The following is a 15,657-nucleotide window of genomic DNA, read 5'->3' on the forward strand; positions in this document are numbered from 1 at the left end:
CCGTCTCCTCGCCCACGTCCGTTGTCTGCCACACCAGCTCTGGTGAGCGGCAACACCGCCCCAGGGGTCAGCCGGCCTGTTGCCAGAGCCGCAGCAGCTCTTCCCGTTCCTGAGGTGAGGGGGGCGGCAGGCGCTTCACGCTGCCGGCGGCCGGGCTGCCGCCGCCGCCGTCGGCGCCGCGGAATCCCAGGCGCCGGAGCACACCCTGGCCTTCCTGGGAAAGCAAGAACGCCACGAATCGCTCGCCGTCCTGCTGGCCGCCCGCCGCCTCCCCCCGCAGCACGGCTGCCGCCAGCACCGTCTCGATGGTGGGATCCGGAACCAGGAGCTCATAGCCCCCTGGCCGCTGGCGGCCCGCCTCCTCCTGGCGGGTCAGGGCGGAAGCTTCGTAGACCAGCGCCAGGTCGCCCTCGTTGGGGCCGCCGCTGATGAATTCCTGCAGCAGGATGTCGGTGGAGCGGGCCGGCCGGTAGACGGCGCGGCGCAGGGCGGCGGCACAGTCGCTTCCGTTCTGACCCCGGCACCAGAGGGCCAGGGTCAACTGGCCGGAATTGGAGCGCATCGGATCGGCGCTGCGCAGATCGACGCTGCCCCAGCTCGCCGGGCCCCCCAGGGCCCCCCACTGCCCCGCCGCCGTGGCCCGCCGTAGCTGGGACCAGGAGAAGCGGCCGTCCGGGAACAGGCGCTTGGCCCGCTCCGGCCAGGCGACGGCCACCAGCAGGGTGCGGGCAACGGCAACGGGAGGCCGCAGGAATGGGGCAGGTTCCCCCTGGGTCTGGAGCTCGCCCGCCAGCTGGTTGAGCAGGTCCCGGTTGGCGGGGATCAGCACCCGCGGGCGCTCCGGTCCCTCCTCCCGGGCCCGGTTGACCATGTCCTGGGAGCCGTGCACCGTCCAGCTCAGGTCGATGCCGCTGTGGTGGCGCTCGAACAGGGGTTCAAGTTCGGCCATGGCGCCGGCCAGCTCCGACCCCACCCCCACCACCAGGGGGCGCCGAAGCCAGGGGAGGGGGGCCGTCGCCAGGGCCAGGGACGCTCCGGCGATCAGGAGGGAGAGCAGGCGCCGGCGGGTCAGGGTCGCTGCCACGGGGAGCGGTCCGGGTTCGCTGCAGTCTGCTCGCCGTCGCCCGGATCCACGATCCTTGCCAGCAGAATGGGGCCGTCGTTCTGCGCCGCTCCATGGCCCGGGCCCTGCGGTCGGCCGCCCTCACCACCGCGCTCCTCGGCCTGCCCATCAGCGGCTGTCAGTTCCTGGCCCCGCCGCCGCTGGAGCTGGAGATGCTCGTGGGCAGCGCCCTGAAGGGTTTCTGCCTGGAGGCGGCCAAGGCCATCGCCCAGGCGCCGCCGCGGCTGGCCGATCGCACCCCGGTGCTGCTGCGCTGCCGTGCTGCCGGCAGCGGGGATGTGGTCAGCGAGATGGAGAGCCACGCCCGGGGGGTGCTCCAGGGCGGCCAGGCGAGTGAGGATCCGCGCATCCCCACCCTGGTCTCGGTGGATGGCGAGATTTATCTCGATCTGCTGCGGCACCGGCTGCAGCGCCTGGCGCCCACCCGGGAACTGATCCCTGCGCCGGCCGACGCGCCGGCCCTGGCCTCCAGTCCGATGGTGTTCATGACCACGCCGGCCCTGGCCAAGGGCCTCGACCGTCCCGATCCCTTCACCGCCCTGGCCCGCAGCAGCGACCACCGCCAGCTGGATCCGGCCGGTCCCTCCCAGCCGATCCGCTTTGTCCACACCGCCCCGACCCGCTCCAACTCGGGCCTGCAGACCCTGGTGGCGATGGTGGCCGAGGTGGCCGGCAAGCGCCCCGAAGCGCTCACCCTGGCGGATGTGCAGGCCCACGGAGACCGGGTGGCGGCGATCGAGCGCCATGTGACCCGCTACGGCAGCTCCACCGATGAACTCGCCCGGGCCATGCAGCGCAATGGTCCCTTCTGGGCTTCGGTGGGTTCGGTCTACGAGTCGTCGGTGGTGGCGGTCAACGCCTCCCGCCAGGGCGACCAGGAGCCCCTCCAGGCGGTGTACCCGAGGGCGACCTACGCCAGCACGATGCGGGCGATCCTGCCTGACGCCCCCTGGGTGTCGCCGCAGGAGAAGCAGGCGGCCCTGCTGATCATTGAGCGCCTCCAGCGCCAGGACGTGCAGCGCCTGGCGGCCGATCAGGGGCTGCGGCCGGCGAACCCGGCGGTGCCCCCCAGCCGCGTCACGGCGGCCTACGGCGCCGATCCACGGGCCGTGTACGACTCGTTGCGGGCCCCGAAACCGGAGGTGGTGGAGGCGATCATCGCCCTCTGGCGCAACCAGGCCAAGAAGCCCTCCCGCGTGGCCCTGGTGGTGGACAGCTCCGGTTCGATGAAGGGGGAAAAGCTGCCGGCGGCCCAGCGCAGCCTGCAGGCCTACCTGGCCCAGATCGGTCCGCGGGACACCGTGGGCCTGTTCGATTTCGACAATCGCCTGCGGCCGCCGGTGGTGGTGACCGGCGTTGGCGCGGGAGGCGGTTCCGGAGCTGCATCCGGTGGGGCAGCGGGCGCCAGTTTCATCGCCTCGCTGGAGGCGGAGGGCGGCACCGTCCTCTACGACGCCATCGCGCAGGGGCGCGACTGGCTGCGGTCCACCCGGCGCCCCGGCGAAATCCTGGCGGTGGTGGTGCTCACCGATGGCCAGGACAACGGCTCGCGTCTGTCTCTGGAGGGACTGGGCAGTGAGCTGCAACGCAGCGGCTTCGCCAGTGATGAGCGCATCGGCGTGTTCACGATGGGCTACGGCAACCAGGGGGATTTCGATCCCGCTGTGCTGCGCCGCATCGCCGAGAGCAACGGCGGCGACTTCACCACCGGCACCGCGGACAGCATCCGGCGCCGCATGGAAGATCTGCAGATGGCCTTCTGATGGCGGCATCGGGCTGGACCAACCCCCTCGACCATCCCCTGGCGGTCGCCGCCGGCGGCATCTGCCTGCTGCTGCTCGTGCGTGGCGCCGGGGTGGCCCTCCCACTGGCGATCCTGCCGGCCGTTGGCCTCAGCGTGGCCTGCGCGGCGCTGCTGGCCCGCATGGGAGCCGCCGGCCGCCGCAGCCGCAGCCAGCGCCTCCACGCCCAGCGCCTCGATGCGGGACTGGAGGAGGCCCTGGACCGGGCCAGCGGCCTGGCGGTGACGGCGCTGGCGTTGCGGGAGGAGGCGGTGACCCGCTTCACGGACCCGGGCCACCTGGAGGCCCTCGGCAATGTCCAGCTCTGCTGCGAGCGGCTGCAGCAGCTGCCGGAGCGGCTGCAGGAACGGCGGCCCCTGCTGGAGTCGGGCGGGGGGCGGCGCCTCGACCCCGACGATCTGGCCCGCCGCCTGGCCCGGGAGGAGAAGTCCCTGCAGCGGGAGGCGGAGGGTCCCCTGCGCCAGGAACGGCGGCGGCTGGTGGACCAGTTGCGCCGCAACCTGCACGCGGCCCGCCAGGGGATGGATGAACGGGAGGCCCGGCTGCTGGCCCTGGCCACCCGGCTGGAGGCCATTGACGGCGGCCTGCAGCAGCTGCGCCGCCAGGTCGATCACCAGTGGCCCAGCACCGAAGCCAGCGATGCGGCCATGGCAACGGCGATCGAGCCGCTCGATGAGGCCCTCGATCAGATCGAGCGCTCCCTGGACGCCGGCACCGGCTGATCGGCAAGCAGCGGCCCGCCGGCGAGCCGGCGGATGGCCACCACCCCGGGGCGGGGGGCCCGGCCGGGGACGCCCGAGGGCCAGTTGGAGCCCAGCGGCACCCAGCGCAACTGCTCGAAGGGGCGGCCCGAGCGATCCACCAGCCGGTGGGCCTGGGCCTCACGGGCCTCTGCCGAAGGGCGCGTGCCGTTGTCCTCGCCCGGGTGCTGTACCGCCAGGAACAGGGTGGATTCGGCGCCGTCGAAGCAGGGGCCGGTGAGCTCGCTTTCCATCGGCCCGGTGGCGAAGCAGAAGGCTTCGCCGGCGTGGGGGCCACGGCTGGGCAGCACCCAGCAGCTGTTGTTGCCGAACAGATCGAGATCCGCCGATTTCGTCGAGCGATCGGTCACCATCCAGAGGGTCCCCTGCCGGTCGATGGCGAGGTTGTCGGGATTGGCGAAGCCCATCCCCCCCTGCCACGGGGCCCCGCCGGTGGCCACCAGCCGCCAGCGGAAGGAGCCAGCCCGGGTCTGAGCGTCGTCGGTCAGGCCCATGATCCAGCCGTAGGGCCAGCTGGCCTGCCCTTTGGGCCCCCGGAAGATGGCCGGGTCGGCCCGGCCGTCGTCGCTGCTGCCACCGGCGGTGAAGGCGATCAGCAGGTCGCCGCTGAGCGGATCGATCACCGTGTCCTCGGGCCGGGCCGCGGGGGTGGCCCCGATGGCGCAGGCGGCCAGGTGGGCATCGATCAGGATCGCCCCCATCCGCTCCTCCCCCTCGCCGGGGTAGAGGTCGGCCAGGGTGGCGAAGCGGCTCCGGTAGGCCGCCACGGCCGCGTCGCTGGCGAAGGTTTCGGCCCCGGCCCTGCGGCGGTCGCTGTGGGGCAGCAGGATCGCCTGCTCCACGCCGTGGCGGGCGAAGTGGCCGGGGGTGAGTGGTGCCACCGGGCTGGTGGGCTCCAGGGGCAGCCAACGGCCCCGGCCCTCGCCGCCTTTGGAGCTGGGCGGATCGAAGCGCGCCACCTCGAGCCGACCGGCGCTGAACAGCTCCGAGTTGGCCGGATCGGCCGGATCACGGATCGGTTCGTCGCTGACGAAGCGGTAGAGGTGGCCGCCGTGGCGGTCGCAGCCGGAGTAGACGATCAGGGGCTGGCCGGCGTCGGCCTTCACAGCCACCGCCTCGTGGCGGAAGCGGCCCAGCCAGCTGTGCTTCACGGCAGCGCGTTCGGGGCGGCGCGGGTCGAGCTCCACCATCCAGCCGTACTTGTTGCCCGCCAGGCCAAAGGGGTTGCCGAGGCCATCAAGGCGCTGGCCGTCGTAGGCGAAGGGCCTCTCGGCGGGGGAGACGGAGGAGCCGTCGGCATGGACGGCCTCGGACACCTGGCTCTGGATGTTCTCCTCGGCGCTGAGCACCGTCCCCCAGGGGGTCTCGCCGCCGGCGCAGTTGGCGAAGCTGCCGATGACCGCGTCCCCCAGTCCGTCGTCGTAGCCGAGCCGCTCGCGGCGCCGGAACACGGCCGCCGCCGGCCCCGAGGTCCGTAGCCGCTTGGCAGGATCGCGCCAGCCGCTCAGGCCGGTGATGCGCCGATCGAAGTGGCCGGGCCGGCGCCGCCAGGGGCCCCCGGGCTGCCGCTCCAGTTCGATCACGCCGACGCCCAGATCGGCCATGGCCGCCGCCGCCAGCTGGCGCACGCTCTCCAGCAGCGGGTCGTCCGCCGCCAGGCTGACGGCATCCACCCGGCCGCCCTTGGAGGCCAGGGCCTCGATCAGGCCCTCGAACGGCAACGTGCCGCCCACCGCTTCTGTGTAGCCCTCCCGCCAGGACCTGGCGCTGATGTACTCGTAGTTCACGGTCAGCAGCGCCCGATCCGGCGCCAGGGCCAGGAAGGAGAGGTGATCGTTGTTGAAGCCGAAACGGCCATCGGCCACCGGATCTCCCCACACCGCCACCAGATCGGCCCGGAAGCCGTCCGGCAGCACCAGCCGGTCCTCCAGCTCGATGCGGGCATAGGTGCGCCGCTGGCTGTCGGCATCGAGTCCGTCGCTGGGAACCGGCAGGGGGGTGGGCACCAAGGGGAAGGGGCTGTCCCCCGGCCCGGGCGTCGCCGCCGAACCCGCTGCCGCCGAGGGCAGGGCCGCATGGGCGAAGGAGCAGGCGCCGATGCCGAGCAGGGAGAGCAGATCGCGGCGGTTCATTGACTCGGGGGGCAGGGGACGCTGCGGCGGGGCACCAGCAGCGCCAGATGGTTGTCCTGAAAGGCGCTGAAGTTATCGTCCGACGCCAGCAGCAGGCTGGGGCGGCCATCGGCCTGGGCGGGCCCGGGGGTCAGGGCTTCCCAGTTGTCGGGCGGCAGGCCGGCTTCGATCAGATCCCACTGGCGGAGCGGCTGCAGCACGACGTCCGGTTCGGTCTCGCCATCGGGCAGCGGGTAGTGGGCCAGAAGGATCTGCCACTGATCGGGGGCCTGGAAGCGCCGCAGCAGGGCCAGCAGCCCCGGCGCCGGCGAGGCAGCGTCCACCACCAGCAGATCGGTCAGCCCCCAGCCAGCACCGGCGGGAATGGCCAGACGGGCCAGGGGCCGGGCAACGGCACTGGTGGGGCCGAAGGTCCAGCCCAGCAGCCTCACCTGGCCTGGAGGGTCCTGCAGCAGGGGCGATTCCGCGGCCATCAGCAGCCGATCGGCCTGGCCTGGCCGGCGCAGCAGGGCCAGGGATTCCGGGCCCTGGTTGGCGCCCAGCCCCCGTCCTGGGGCCGGCCGCCAATCGGCGGGCAGGGCATAGGCGTGCTCCAGCTGGCCGCTGTCCCGATCGAAAGCCAGCAGCTGGGCCACCCGCGCCGTGCGGCGGCGCCCCTCGCTGGCCACCCAGAGCCGCTCGCCGAGCACCACCAGCCCTTCGCCATCGATCTCTGCCGGCAGCGGCGCCCTGGGGGATCCCGTCAGATCCAGCTGGAACAGGGGCTGCAGTGGCACCCTCCCCAACCGCCGCACGCCGCTCCAGGCGCTCACCCGGCCCTGGGGGGCATCGCTGAGCAACAGCAGCGCATCGGTGTCGCTCTGATAGCCGGCGGCGGAGAAGCCTCCTGAGGCTTGCCCGTTCGCGTCCCTCCGGGGCAGGCGGGCGCGTGCCACCAGCTCCCAGCCCGCCTCGGCCGGGCAGGGCAGCAGGGGAGGTGGAGCGACGGCGACGGGCGGCACAACCATGGACAGAGTCTCCTGTCGGCGCGGGGTGCCGGCGGCATCCGGGGACACGCGCTGGGGGCGGTTAGGGTCGACTCCCGCAGGGATGAGCCATGAAATCCCCTTCGGGAGCCCTCACCGTGGCCGGCGGCTCCGGTGAGGACAACGGCAAACGCCTGGCGGTGCTGATCGATGCCGACAACGCCCGGGCGGCGGTGATCGAGGCGGTGCTGGAGGAAGTGGCCCGCTTCGGGGAGGCGATCGTGCGGCGCATCTACGGCGACTTCACCTCACCGGAGAGTGCCTCCTGGAAGAAGTTGCTCAATAAATTTTCGATCAAGCCGATGCAGCAGTTCGCCTACACCGTGGGCAAGAACGCCACCGACAGCACGATGATCATCGACGCGATGGATCTGCTGTACACCCGCCGCTTCGATGGCTTTTGCCTGGTGACCAGCGACAGCGATTTCACCGGCCTGGCCGTGCGCCTGCGGGAGGAGGGCCTGCTGGTGTACGGCTTCGGTGAGGAGAAGACCCCGGCGGCCTTCCGCAATGCCTGCCACAAGTTTCTGTTCACCGAAGTGCTGCGGACCGCCGCCCGCCACGGAGAAGATGCCGCCGCCGCGGAAAGCGCCCGTCGCCCCCAGGACAGTGACCCCCCCGCCGGCGGCCAGCCCGTCATTCCCGCCGATTTCCTGATGGAGGCCCTGGATCGCTCGGTGGATGAATCGGGCTGGACCCAGCTGGGCACCTTCGGCAGCTACCTGCAGAAGATCCAGCCCGACTTCGACACCCGCCTCTACGGCTTCCGCAAGCTCTCCGATCTGGTGCGGGGCTGTCCGTCCCTGTTCGTGATGGAGGAGCGGGAGGCCCCCAGCGGCAACCGCACGATCGTGTACGTGCGAGCCAGGGAGGACGACTGAGGCCGGCCATGACCCTTCTGCGCCTGGCGGCCTTCAGCGACGGTGATCGGGGCGGCAATCCCGCCGGCGTCGTGATCGGCGAGCACCTGCCTGAGGCCCCGGAGATGCAGCGGATCGCGGCCGCGGTGGGGTATTCGGAAACGGTCTTCTCAGCACCGTATGGGGCGGGCTGGCGGGTGCGCTATTTCTCCCCGACCGTCGAAGTGCCCTTCTGCGGCCATGCCACCGTCGCCCTGGGGGCCGCCCTGGCCGACCGCTGCGGCGACGGGGTCTTCCCGCTCACGCTGAACCAGGCAGAGATCACGGTGGAGGGTCGGCGCCAGGGGGAGCACTGGAGCGCCGCCTTGCAGTCGCCCCCCACCCACCAGCGCCCCGTGGCGCCCGATCTGCTCACCGCCAGCCTGGCGCTGTTCGGCTACGAACCCAGCGACCTGGACCCGGTCCTGCCAGCGGCCATCGTCCACGGTGGTGCCGACCACCTGCTGCTGGCCCTGCGCCGCCGTGGGGACCTGGCGGCCATGCGCTACGCCATGGAGGACGGGGCCCGACTGATGGGGGAGGCGGGACTGCTGACGCTCCTGCTGGTGTGGGGAGAAGGGCCCCGGACGTTCCACAGCCGCAATCCCGCCGCCGCCTGTGGCGTCTATGAGGATCCGGCCACGGGGTCGGCCACCGCGGCCCTGGCCGGCTACCTGCAGACCCTCGGCTGGCCCCACGGCGGCCGCATCGCGGTGGTGCAGGGGGAGGACATGGGCTGCCGCTCCCTGCTGGAGGCTGAGATCCCCCGGGAACCGGGCGGCTCGATCCGGGTGTCGGGCAAGGTTCGCCCCCTGGCGGGCTGATTCAGGAGGCCTTCTCCAGCCGTTTCACGATCCAGCCCATCAACACCAGCGAACCCAGCAGCGCCGCGAGCAGGGCGATGGTCATCAAATCCGGTGCGTAACCGACCCATTATGGTCACTGGCCCCGTTCTCCCTGGTCCGCGGCGTGAACCGGAATCCCGAGCTGGTCTTCGTGTACGGCACTCTCCAGCGGGGCCAGGTCAATCACCACTGGCTGGCGGCGTGCGGCTTCGAGGGGGAGGGCACCGTGGGCGGGCTGGTGCTGCACGACCTCGGTCCCTTCCCCATGGCGATTCCCGGCTCCGGTGAGGTCCATGGCGAGGTCTATCGGCTGAGCGCGGAGGACCTGGTCCGCCTCGACCGGCTTGAGGGATATCCCCGGCTCTACAAGCGGCTACCCATGCCCCTGGGCGATGGGCGTTGGGCCTGGGTGTACGTGGGTCGGCCGCGGCAGGTGCGGAACGTGCCGGCCATCGCTGGCGGCCGCTGGAGTGGGGGCGGAACGGTGCGGAGCTTGCTGACGGCCCTGCTGCTTGCGATCGCCCCCGCCGGGGCCATGGACGATGTCCTGGCAGCGGCGGGGAGCGGCAGGACCAGTTGCCTGGCCTGGCAAAAGGCCAGGGGACAGGAGAAGGTGCGCCTTGGGAATGATCTGGGTGGTGCCAACTACCTGACGCGGCGCCACCTGGACGCTTCCTCTGTGCTGCAGAACCCTGCGGTGCCCATCGAACCGCTGTATCTGACCAGCGATCTCAGGCACCTTTGCAATGGTCGGTGAACCATGCTGATGTGGCTTGCTGGCCATGGTTCCCCGTTGTCCTGCGTCTCAATCCAGGCTCGGAGCCCTGCCCATAATCCGCCGCGGCAGCTCCGATTGGTTTAGCTGGATCGTGCCAGGGTTTTTGCGAAGCTGGAGTCGTTCCGAAGCCCGCGCCGGTTCAGGGTGTGGGGCCATCGCCACGAGCGTGGACGGCTGCGTCGGGAGGGAATTGTCGTGTGTCTGTTTCGCCAACCAAGCGACACTCCTCAACTCAGTTAGCGAAAGCGCCGCACCAGAGGTTCCGCCCTCCACACACTGCCAACGAGGATCAGAAAGGAATCGACGATTCCGACGCGATTCAACTTCTGGAACCAAACGGTTTCGTTGTATAGCAGCCGGATCAAGGCCTCTTCCTGTTCAACCGATTGCAAGTGGAATTCAAGCCCGAGGACTGGGTAGCCATGTTTGCTGCTCTGCCTGACGATTTTGGAGGGTAGCGTGAGCTTGCTCTGGGGAAGGTCGAGCATGGCGTCACCACCATCCAGCGACACCACGCGATCGGTCAGGGCCATGGTCAGACCACTCTCGGACACATCCTGCGTGACTCCCCAAACCTCCTGGCCGCCGATCCGAAGACGGGCGATCGTTTCGAGCGGAAATCGATCGTGTCGGCGCCGCACCGGCCGATCAATGCAGGCCAGCAAACAGATGAATATGATCAATGCGTTGTAGGCGTTCCAGGCCAGCATCACTTCTTCACCCTCAAAGGGGGATCGCATCCAGGCCGGATTGATCAGAGGCAAGCCGTAGCGAGCAAACATGGCAACTGAGAAAATCACCAAATAGGCAAGCAGGGGCCAGGCTAGGCGAATATCCATGCTCTGGCGAAGGTTCATCACGTCTTTGTTGGTCACCAGGCTACCGATGTGGCCCATCGGATTTCCGATCATGCGGGTCAGGCGGCCAAGGGCTGGAAAACAGAACAGCGATTCATAAATCTCTGTCCACAATTGCGAATAGTGACTGTTGCTTTGCCAGGATAAAATACCGTGAAGGATGATTGTGAACGGCAGCCCATAAAAGAGATATTCGGATGGTGGGGCTGCAATCAGGCTGAAGCCTATCACGAAACTCAGCAAGGGAAGGATAATGTAACCAGCACGAAAAAGGGGCATGAAGCAGTAGAGCGCCTGGCTGATAAAGAAAGACTTCTGCCAAACGCCAAGCTTGGTCCAAATGGGCAGGTCTCTCCAGCAGAAGTAGATCTGTACATTGCCTTGAAGCCAGCGCAGGCGCTGATCGAGATAGTCGCGAAAGGTGCGCGGAACCTCGCCGAGGCTGAGAATCTCATCGAGATAGACGACACGCCATCCTTTGATCTCCAAGCTTGTGCCTGTCTGATAATCCTCCACAATGCACTTGGTGTAGTAACCGCCCACCGACGCCAGCGCCTGCCGCCTGACCACATAAGATGTACCGCAGCAGATCACCGCATTGAAGCGATCACGAACAACCTGATTGTAGTGAAAGAAACTATCGAGATCGCTGGGCATCAGGAAATCGAGTCCAAGATTTCTCAGGTGAAAATCAGAATTGAAGTAGTGCTGTGGAGTCTGGATCAAACCCACGTTGGGATCACTGAAAAAGCCAACAGTGCGGTAGAGAAACTGTTTGAACGGGATGAAGTCACAGTCGAAAACGGCAATCAGTTCGCCCTGTGTGCATCCAAGTGCATGGTTGAGATTACCGGCTTTGCGGTGCAGATTATCTGGTCTGCTAATATACTTCACGCCAAGCTCAGAGGCTAGATCGGCCATGGCAGGCCTACGCCCATCATCTAGGATATAAATAGTCTTGTTCGGGTAATCGATGCCGCGGCATGCCAGTACGGCTCGCCGAACCATCTTGACGGATTCATTGTAGGTTGGGATGTAGACATCTACTGAAGGTGGGTTCTTGATTCTGGATCGAAAGTATTTATTGGCCTGGTGAATTCTCTTGTCTGGATCAAAGAAGACTGATGGATAGAACTGCAGTGCGATGCTGAACAAAGAGATGACTTCGATCAGAAAAAGTGCAAGGCTGCATGCCAAGCTGAATGGGTGCGCGGTGTTCAGGGTCGTCGAACGCCAGATGAAATAGCGCAGGCTGAAGCCGGTCAGGAGAGTCGATCCCAGCAGGTATCCCCAAGGACGCCGGGGAACAAAGCGCATGCCCAGCACGATGCCCACGGCGACCATGACGGGCTGAACGGCATGGATCCAGTCGTTCTGAACCCCCCAGCGCTCGGGAAGCTCTCGGGTTTCGAGTGGATTCAGCAGCCCGGGCGCCACCAGCCCGAACTGCAGGTTTGCCATCACCAGCGCCAGGAAGAGGCTCACCGTTGAGAGCACCAGGAAGCCCCACACCCAAGGGGAGATGCGGCTCGGCCCGATCGCAGTGGGAAAGGGGTTGAGGAACTTCATCGTTCGAAGATCACCCTGCCCGTATATCCCACGTAGCAGAACTGCAACGGAGGAGATGGAACATCGTTGAGGAGGCGCACCCGCACCTCACTTTCCCTGGCCAGATTGATCGGAATCGGGACCAGCGGGTCGTTACCGAGCCGCAGCCGCCCGATCCCCGAGCGGATCGACTCCACTTCACCCCGCAGCGTCATCCGCCTGCCCACCAACTCGATCCGGGCGCCAGTGCCGATCTGCAGTCGGTTCAGATCGTTCTCCGCCACGTAGGTGATGACCCAGCGGTTCTCGCAATCGATCAGTTTCATCACGGGCTGCAGGGCCTCAAGCAGATCACCGGCCTGCGCCTGCAGCTCCCATACAACGGCCCTTCGAGGGCTGCGCAGCGTGCTCTGGTGTCGCTTGTCCCATTGCTGGGTGGCGTCGGCCAGCTGCCGCTCCAGACCGGCCACCCGCTGATCTTGAGTGCCCAGGTCGCCCTGCAGTGCCTGGAGGCTGCGCCTGGCCTCCTGAAGACGTACCACAGGATCGGAGCCACTGCGGTTGTTGCGCAGCACCAGGTTGTTCATCGCGGCCTCCAGGTCGGTGCGGCCGCTGGCCAACCGGGCTTTGAGGCCCGTCAGCTCGCGTCGCCGCTGCAGCTCGGTGGTCCTGGCCCGGTCGTAGACGTTGGCGGCGACCGCGCCGTTGCGAAAAAGACCTTCCACGCGCTTGGTTTCCCGCTCTGCAAAGGCCAGCTCGGCCCGGGCGCGCTGCAGGTCGGCTGTGGTCTGACCGAGGTCCTGTCTGTTGCGGCGGATTTCCAGGGCCTGTTGACGTTCGGCATCGCGCTGAACGTCCGCCAACAGCTGCTTCTGCGCCTGGACCTGACGACGCAGATCCGCTTGGCGGCTTCGGGCTTCCTGCCGCTCGGTGCTGAGCCGTTCCACCTCATCGCGGCTCGTGCGCGGGCTGCGGATAACGGCGAGCTCCTGGTCCTGGCGCACCGCTTGGCCGGCCTTCACAGGCAGTGCGTGCAGGGTGCCGGTGATCGGGGTTCGGATCGCAATCGGGGTGGCGTTGATCACCGCATCGCGTGAGCGCGCTGTGAAGAAATTGATCACTGTGAAGGCGGTCATGACCAGCAGACCGGATCCAATCAGAATGATTAGGATTTCAGCCCCACGGCTTCTTGTCATCCGGTCGTCGTCGGACTTGATCGGATCGGTCTCGAACGGATCCGAATTGGTGCTTGTCTCGCGGACGGGCGGTTCTGTCACCGTGGATGATGGCTCCTGGCAAGTGCTGAAAGACGGGCCGCCATGGCTCTTATCAACCATAGCGGCACACCCCGAAGCCAACGCGACTGAGCATCGCTGTGAATATCAGCTCTGAAAAGGCTCCTATGGGATCTGAGCCGGCGCTCTCCATGACGGTTGCATGTAAAGATTTGACGCGACTGGATGCTGGGTGGACCGGATTGGCCGCGTTCATGGGGGAAGCCGGTTGCGAACAGACGCCGTTTTGATTGTGGCGAGAGGTCTGCTGATGCAGTCCGATGCATCCATTGCGGTGGACCCAACCGAGGTCTTTTATCGGACGGTTTGAGCGGAGATTCGCTGGCCGGAATGAACCCTCATGCCCAAATTCATCCTCACTCAATTTCAGGGATGCATGAGGCTACGAATCCATTCTTCGTCTCCGGCCTGCCCTCGCCATTGCAGGCGCCCTGTTCAGCAGTGGCGTGCCGCTCAGGCGACCAGCCAGCGTCCGCCTGCGCCCAGGCCGATCACAAGGCCAGCCAGCGTCAGGGCCAGACCACTCCAGAAGGCCAGCTGCAGCAAGCGCCGCAGCATCAGCAGGGATCCGCCCACCCCCACCAGCACCGCCAGGCTCTGGCAGAAGGCGATCACATGGGCATCGGCGCTCCAGGCGGGCAGGCGGGCGGCCAGGGCGGGCCAGAGGCTTTCGGTGCTCACTGGCAGCAGCCGGCCCCCCTCCGCCATGCCCATGGGCAGGTGCTGGGCCAGCAGCAGGGCCCACAGCAGCGGCAGCAGGCCGTAGAGCAGCAGCCAGCTGGGGCTGGCGGGGCGGAGTCGCCCCAGCAGGGGCCGCAGCAGCAGCCACAGCCCCGCCGGCAGGGCCAGCGCCAGGGTGGCGAAGGCCAGGCGGCCCAGCAGAGGCCCCTGCTCAAGGAGCTCTGGCGACAGGGGCAACCAGCCCAGCAGGCGCTGCCAGTGCCGCAGGCAGACCCCGCCGGCCAGCACCAGGATCAGCCCCGCCTCCCCTGCGGGCGGGGCCATGTCGCGCTGCAGGTCGGCGGCGGGGGGGCGCAGGCGCAGCTGCACCGAGCGGTGCGGGCAGGCCTGGGCGCAGGTGAGGCACAGCACGCAGTTGCGGTTGTCGGCGAGGTGGGCCGGATGGGTGCCGAGGGGGCAGCCGGGGGTGGCCAGCCCCTCCCCTTCCGCCGGGCCCCCCTTGAAGCAGGCGTAGCTGCTGCAGCTGCCGCTGCAGGTGCCCGCCTCCGCCCGCAGCTCGCTGATCGCCAGCTTGGCGAACAGGCCGTTCATGCCCCCCACCGGGCAGAGGTAGCGGCACCAGAAGCGCTTCTCGAAGCGCAGCGAGCCGACCACGGCCCCGGCGGTGATCAGCAGCAGCAGGGCGCTGCTCTGTCGGGCGCTGTTGCGCAGGTCGCCCAGTTCCTCCCACAGCAGGATCGCCGCGAAGCCGGCCGCCAGCAGGGGCGCTGCCCAGCGATCGCTGTCGCCCCGCGGCCAGCGGGCTGGCTGCCAGCCCAGCCGTTTCGCCAGCCGCTGGCTGATCTCCCCCCAGACCATGAACGGGCAGAAGGAGCACCACAGGCGGCCCACCAGGGGGTAGCCCAGCAGGATCAGGGGCCACCACCAGGCCCAGAAGAGGTTCAGGCCGCCGCTGTGGGCGCGGTCCTGGGGCCCCCACCAGAGCCACAGGTTCACCAGCACGAACACCCAGCTCACCACCCCGAACAGCAGGGCGTTCCAGAGCCGTGGCGAGCGCATGGCGTCCCGCAGCCAGGGTTTCCAGCGCCAGAGGTCGAAGCGGGCCCGCTGGGGACGGCGCAGGGTCCAGAACACGTCCTCGGGCAGCTCCTCCGGATGGTCGCTGCTGCACTGGCGCAGGGCCCGTTCGATCAGCTCCAGCAACTCCCGCACGTTGCCTGGGAAGTCGTAGGTCTGGAGGCGCTTCACCAGCCCCTCCCCCACGGTGGGCGGCTGGCTCCAGCCGAGGCTGCGGGCCTTCTGGCGCACGCCGTAACGCAGCCATTCGCCCAGGTCCTGGCGCCGCACCCGCAGGGGTGGCACGCGGATGTGGCGGCAGAGGGCGTCGAAATCGGGCGCGCTCGCCTCGGCGGTCAGAAACACCCGACCGGAGAAGACGTGTTCGGCGTGGTCCCCATCCGGCGAGCGCCAGCGGCCGCTGCGGGCCAGCTCCAGCAGGGCGGGCCGCAGCTCAGGGGCGGCGCGGTCGATCTGATCCAGCAGCAGCCCACCCGAGCCGATGCAGTCGATCAAGGCGACGCCGCCGGCTGTGGCCGCGAACAGCTCGGCACCGTCGGGGCGCAGCAGGGCGCAGTTGATCCGCACCAGCAGCTGCTTGCGCGCCGCTGAGCCGAAGTGGATCAGGGCGACGAGGTTGTCCTTCTCCAGGCCTGGCTCGCCGCTGATCAGCACCGCCTGGCCGCTGGTATCGGCGGAGGCGGCGCGGATGGCGTCCCGCAGCTTCTGGGCATAGCGGCTGCTGCCGACGACCCCGCGGCGGGTGCGGCCCAGCAGGTAAGGCGCCAGCCGCAGCAGGCAGGCCCTCGGGTCGGGGGTGGCCTCCGGCGGGCTGGACGTCATCGCTGACCTCGT

At 68.5% G+C, this 15,657-nt stretch carries 11 protein-coding genes; 5 read left to right on the plus strand and 6 right to left on the minus strand.

What is annotated here, in order from left to right; translation table 11 throughout:
* Nucleotides 1-67: 67 nt before the first annotated feature.
* Nucleotides 68-1,084, minus strand: a complete 1,017-nt coding sequence (locus VB739_RS03195) for a substrate-binding domain-containing protein (RefSeq protein WP_323355684.1) — start codon at nt 1,082-1,084, stop codon at nt 68-70.
* A gap of 92 nt (nt 1,085-1,176) precedes the next feature.
* Between VB739_RS03195 and VB739_RS03200 the strand changes: the two genes are divergently transcribed.
* Nucleotides 1,177-2,886: a VWA domain-containing protein gene (locus VB739_RS03200; RefSeq protein WP_323355685.1), complete on the plus strand. Its 1,710-nt coding sequence runs from the start codon at nt 1,177-1,179 to the stop codon at nt 2,884-2,886.
* Nucleotides 2,886-3,647, plus strand: coding sequence for a hypothetical protein (locus VB739_RS03205; RefSeq protein WP_323355686.1), 762 nt, complete (start codon nt 2,886-2,888; stop codon nt 3,645-3,647). Before VB739_RS03200 ends, VB739_RS03205 begins: the two co-directional genes overlap by 1 nt.
* On the opposite strand, the gene VB739_RS03210 is transcribed toward VB739_RS03205, so the two are convergent.
* Together VB739_RS03210 and VB739_RS03215 are read right to left on the minus strand one after the other, a co-directional pair.
* Complete coding sequence (locus VB739_RS03210; protein ID WP_323355687.1) at nt 3,611-5,818, minus strand: PhoX family protein; 2,208 nt, start codon at nt 5,816-5,818, stop codon at nt 3,611-3,613. The two genes, VB739_RS03205 and VB739_RS03210, sit on opposite strands and share 37 nt — an antisense overlap.
* Entirely contained in the window at nt 5,815-6,825 is a 1,011-nt protein-coding gene (locus VB739_RS03215; protein ID WP_323355688.1) for an esterase-like activity of phytase family protein, read from the minus strand. The genes VB739_RS03210 and VB739_RS03215 overlap by 4 nt, the downstream gene beginning before the upstream one ends.
* An 89-nt stretch (nt 6,826-6,914) precedes the next feature.
* Here VB739_RS03215 and VB739_RS03220 point away from each other — a divergent pair, with 89 nt between their 5' ends.
* The 3 genes from VB739_RS03220 to VB739_RS03230 all read left to right on the plus strand — a co-directional run bounded on the left by VB739_RS03220 (nt 6,915) and on the right by VB739_RS03230 (nt 9,344).
* Nucleotides 6,915-7,724, plus strand: coding sequence for an NYN domain-containing protein (locus tag VB739_RS03220; RefSeq protein ID WP_323355689.1), 810 nt, complete (start codon nt 6,915-6,917; stop codon nt 7,722-7,724).
* A gap of 8 nt (nt 7,725-7,732) precedes the next feature.
* Entirely contained in the window at nt 7,733-8,566 is an 834-nt protein-coding gene (locus tag VB739_RS03225; protein ID WP_323355690.1) for a PhzF family phenazine biosynthesis protein, read from the plus strand.
* A gap of 145 nt (nt 8,567-8,711) precedes the next feature.
* Nucleotides 8,712-9,344, plus strand: coding sequence for a gamma-glutamylcyclotransferase family protein (locus tag VB739_RS03230; protein ID WP_323355691.1), 633 nt, complete (start codon nt 8,712-8,714; stop codon nt 9,342-9,344).
* A 257-nt stretch (nt 9,345-9,601) separates the two neighbouring features.
* Here the strand turns inward: VB739_RS03230 and VB739_RS03235 are convergent, their stop codons facing one another.
* The 3 genes from VB739_RS03235 to VB739_RS03245 all read right to left on the minus strand — a co-directional run bounded on the left by VB739_RS03235 (nt 9,602) and on the right by VB739_RS03245 (nt 15,645).
* Nucleotides 9,602-11,791 (minus strand): glycosyltransferase, encoded by a 2,190-nt coding sequence (locus VB739_RS03235; protein WP_323355692.1) that lies wholly within the window; start codon nt 11,789-11,791, stop codon nt 9,602-9,604.
* Nucleotides 11,788-12,906: an HlyD family secretion protein gene (locus VB739_RS03240; RefSeq protein WP_323355693.1), complete on the minus strand. Its 1,119-nt coding sequence runs from the start codon at nt 12,904-12,906 to the stop codon at nt 11,788-11,790. Before VB739_RS03240 ends, VB739_RS03235 begins: the two co-directional genes overlap by 4 nt.
* 612 nt (nt 12,907-13,518) lie before the next feature.
* Nucleotides 13,519-15,645: a 4Fe-4S binding protein gene (locus VB739_RS03245; RefSeq protein ID WP_323355694.1), complete on the minus strand. Its 2,127-nt coding sequence runs from the start codon at nt 15,643-15,645 to the stop codon at nt 13,519-13,521.
* Nucleotides 15,646-15,657: the final 12 nt, after the last annotated feature.

It is taken from the genome of Cyanobium gracile UHCC 0281, assembly GCF_034931305.1.
Lineage (GTDB): Bacteria > Cyanobacteriota > Cyanobacteriia > PCC-6307 > Cyanobiaceae > Cyanobium > Cyanobium gracile_A.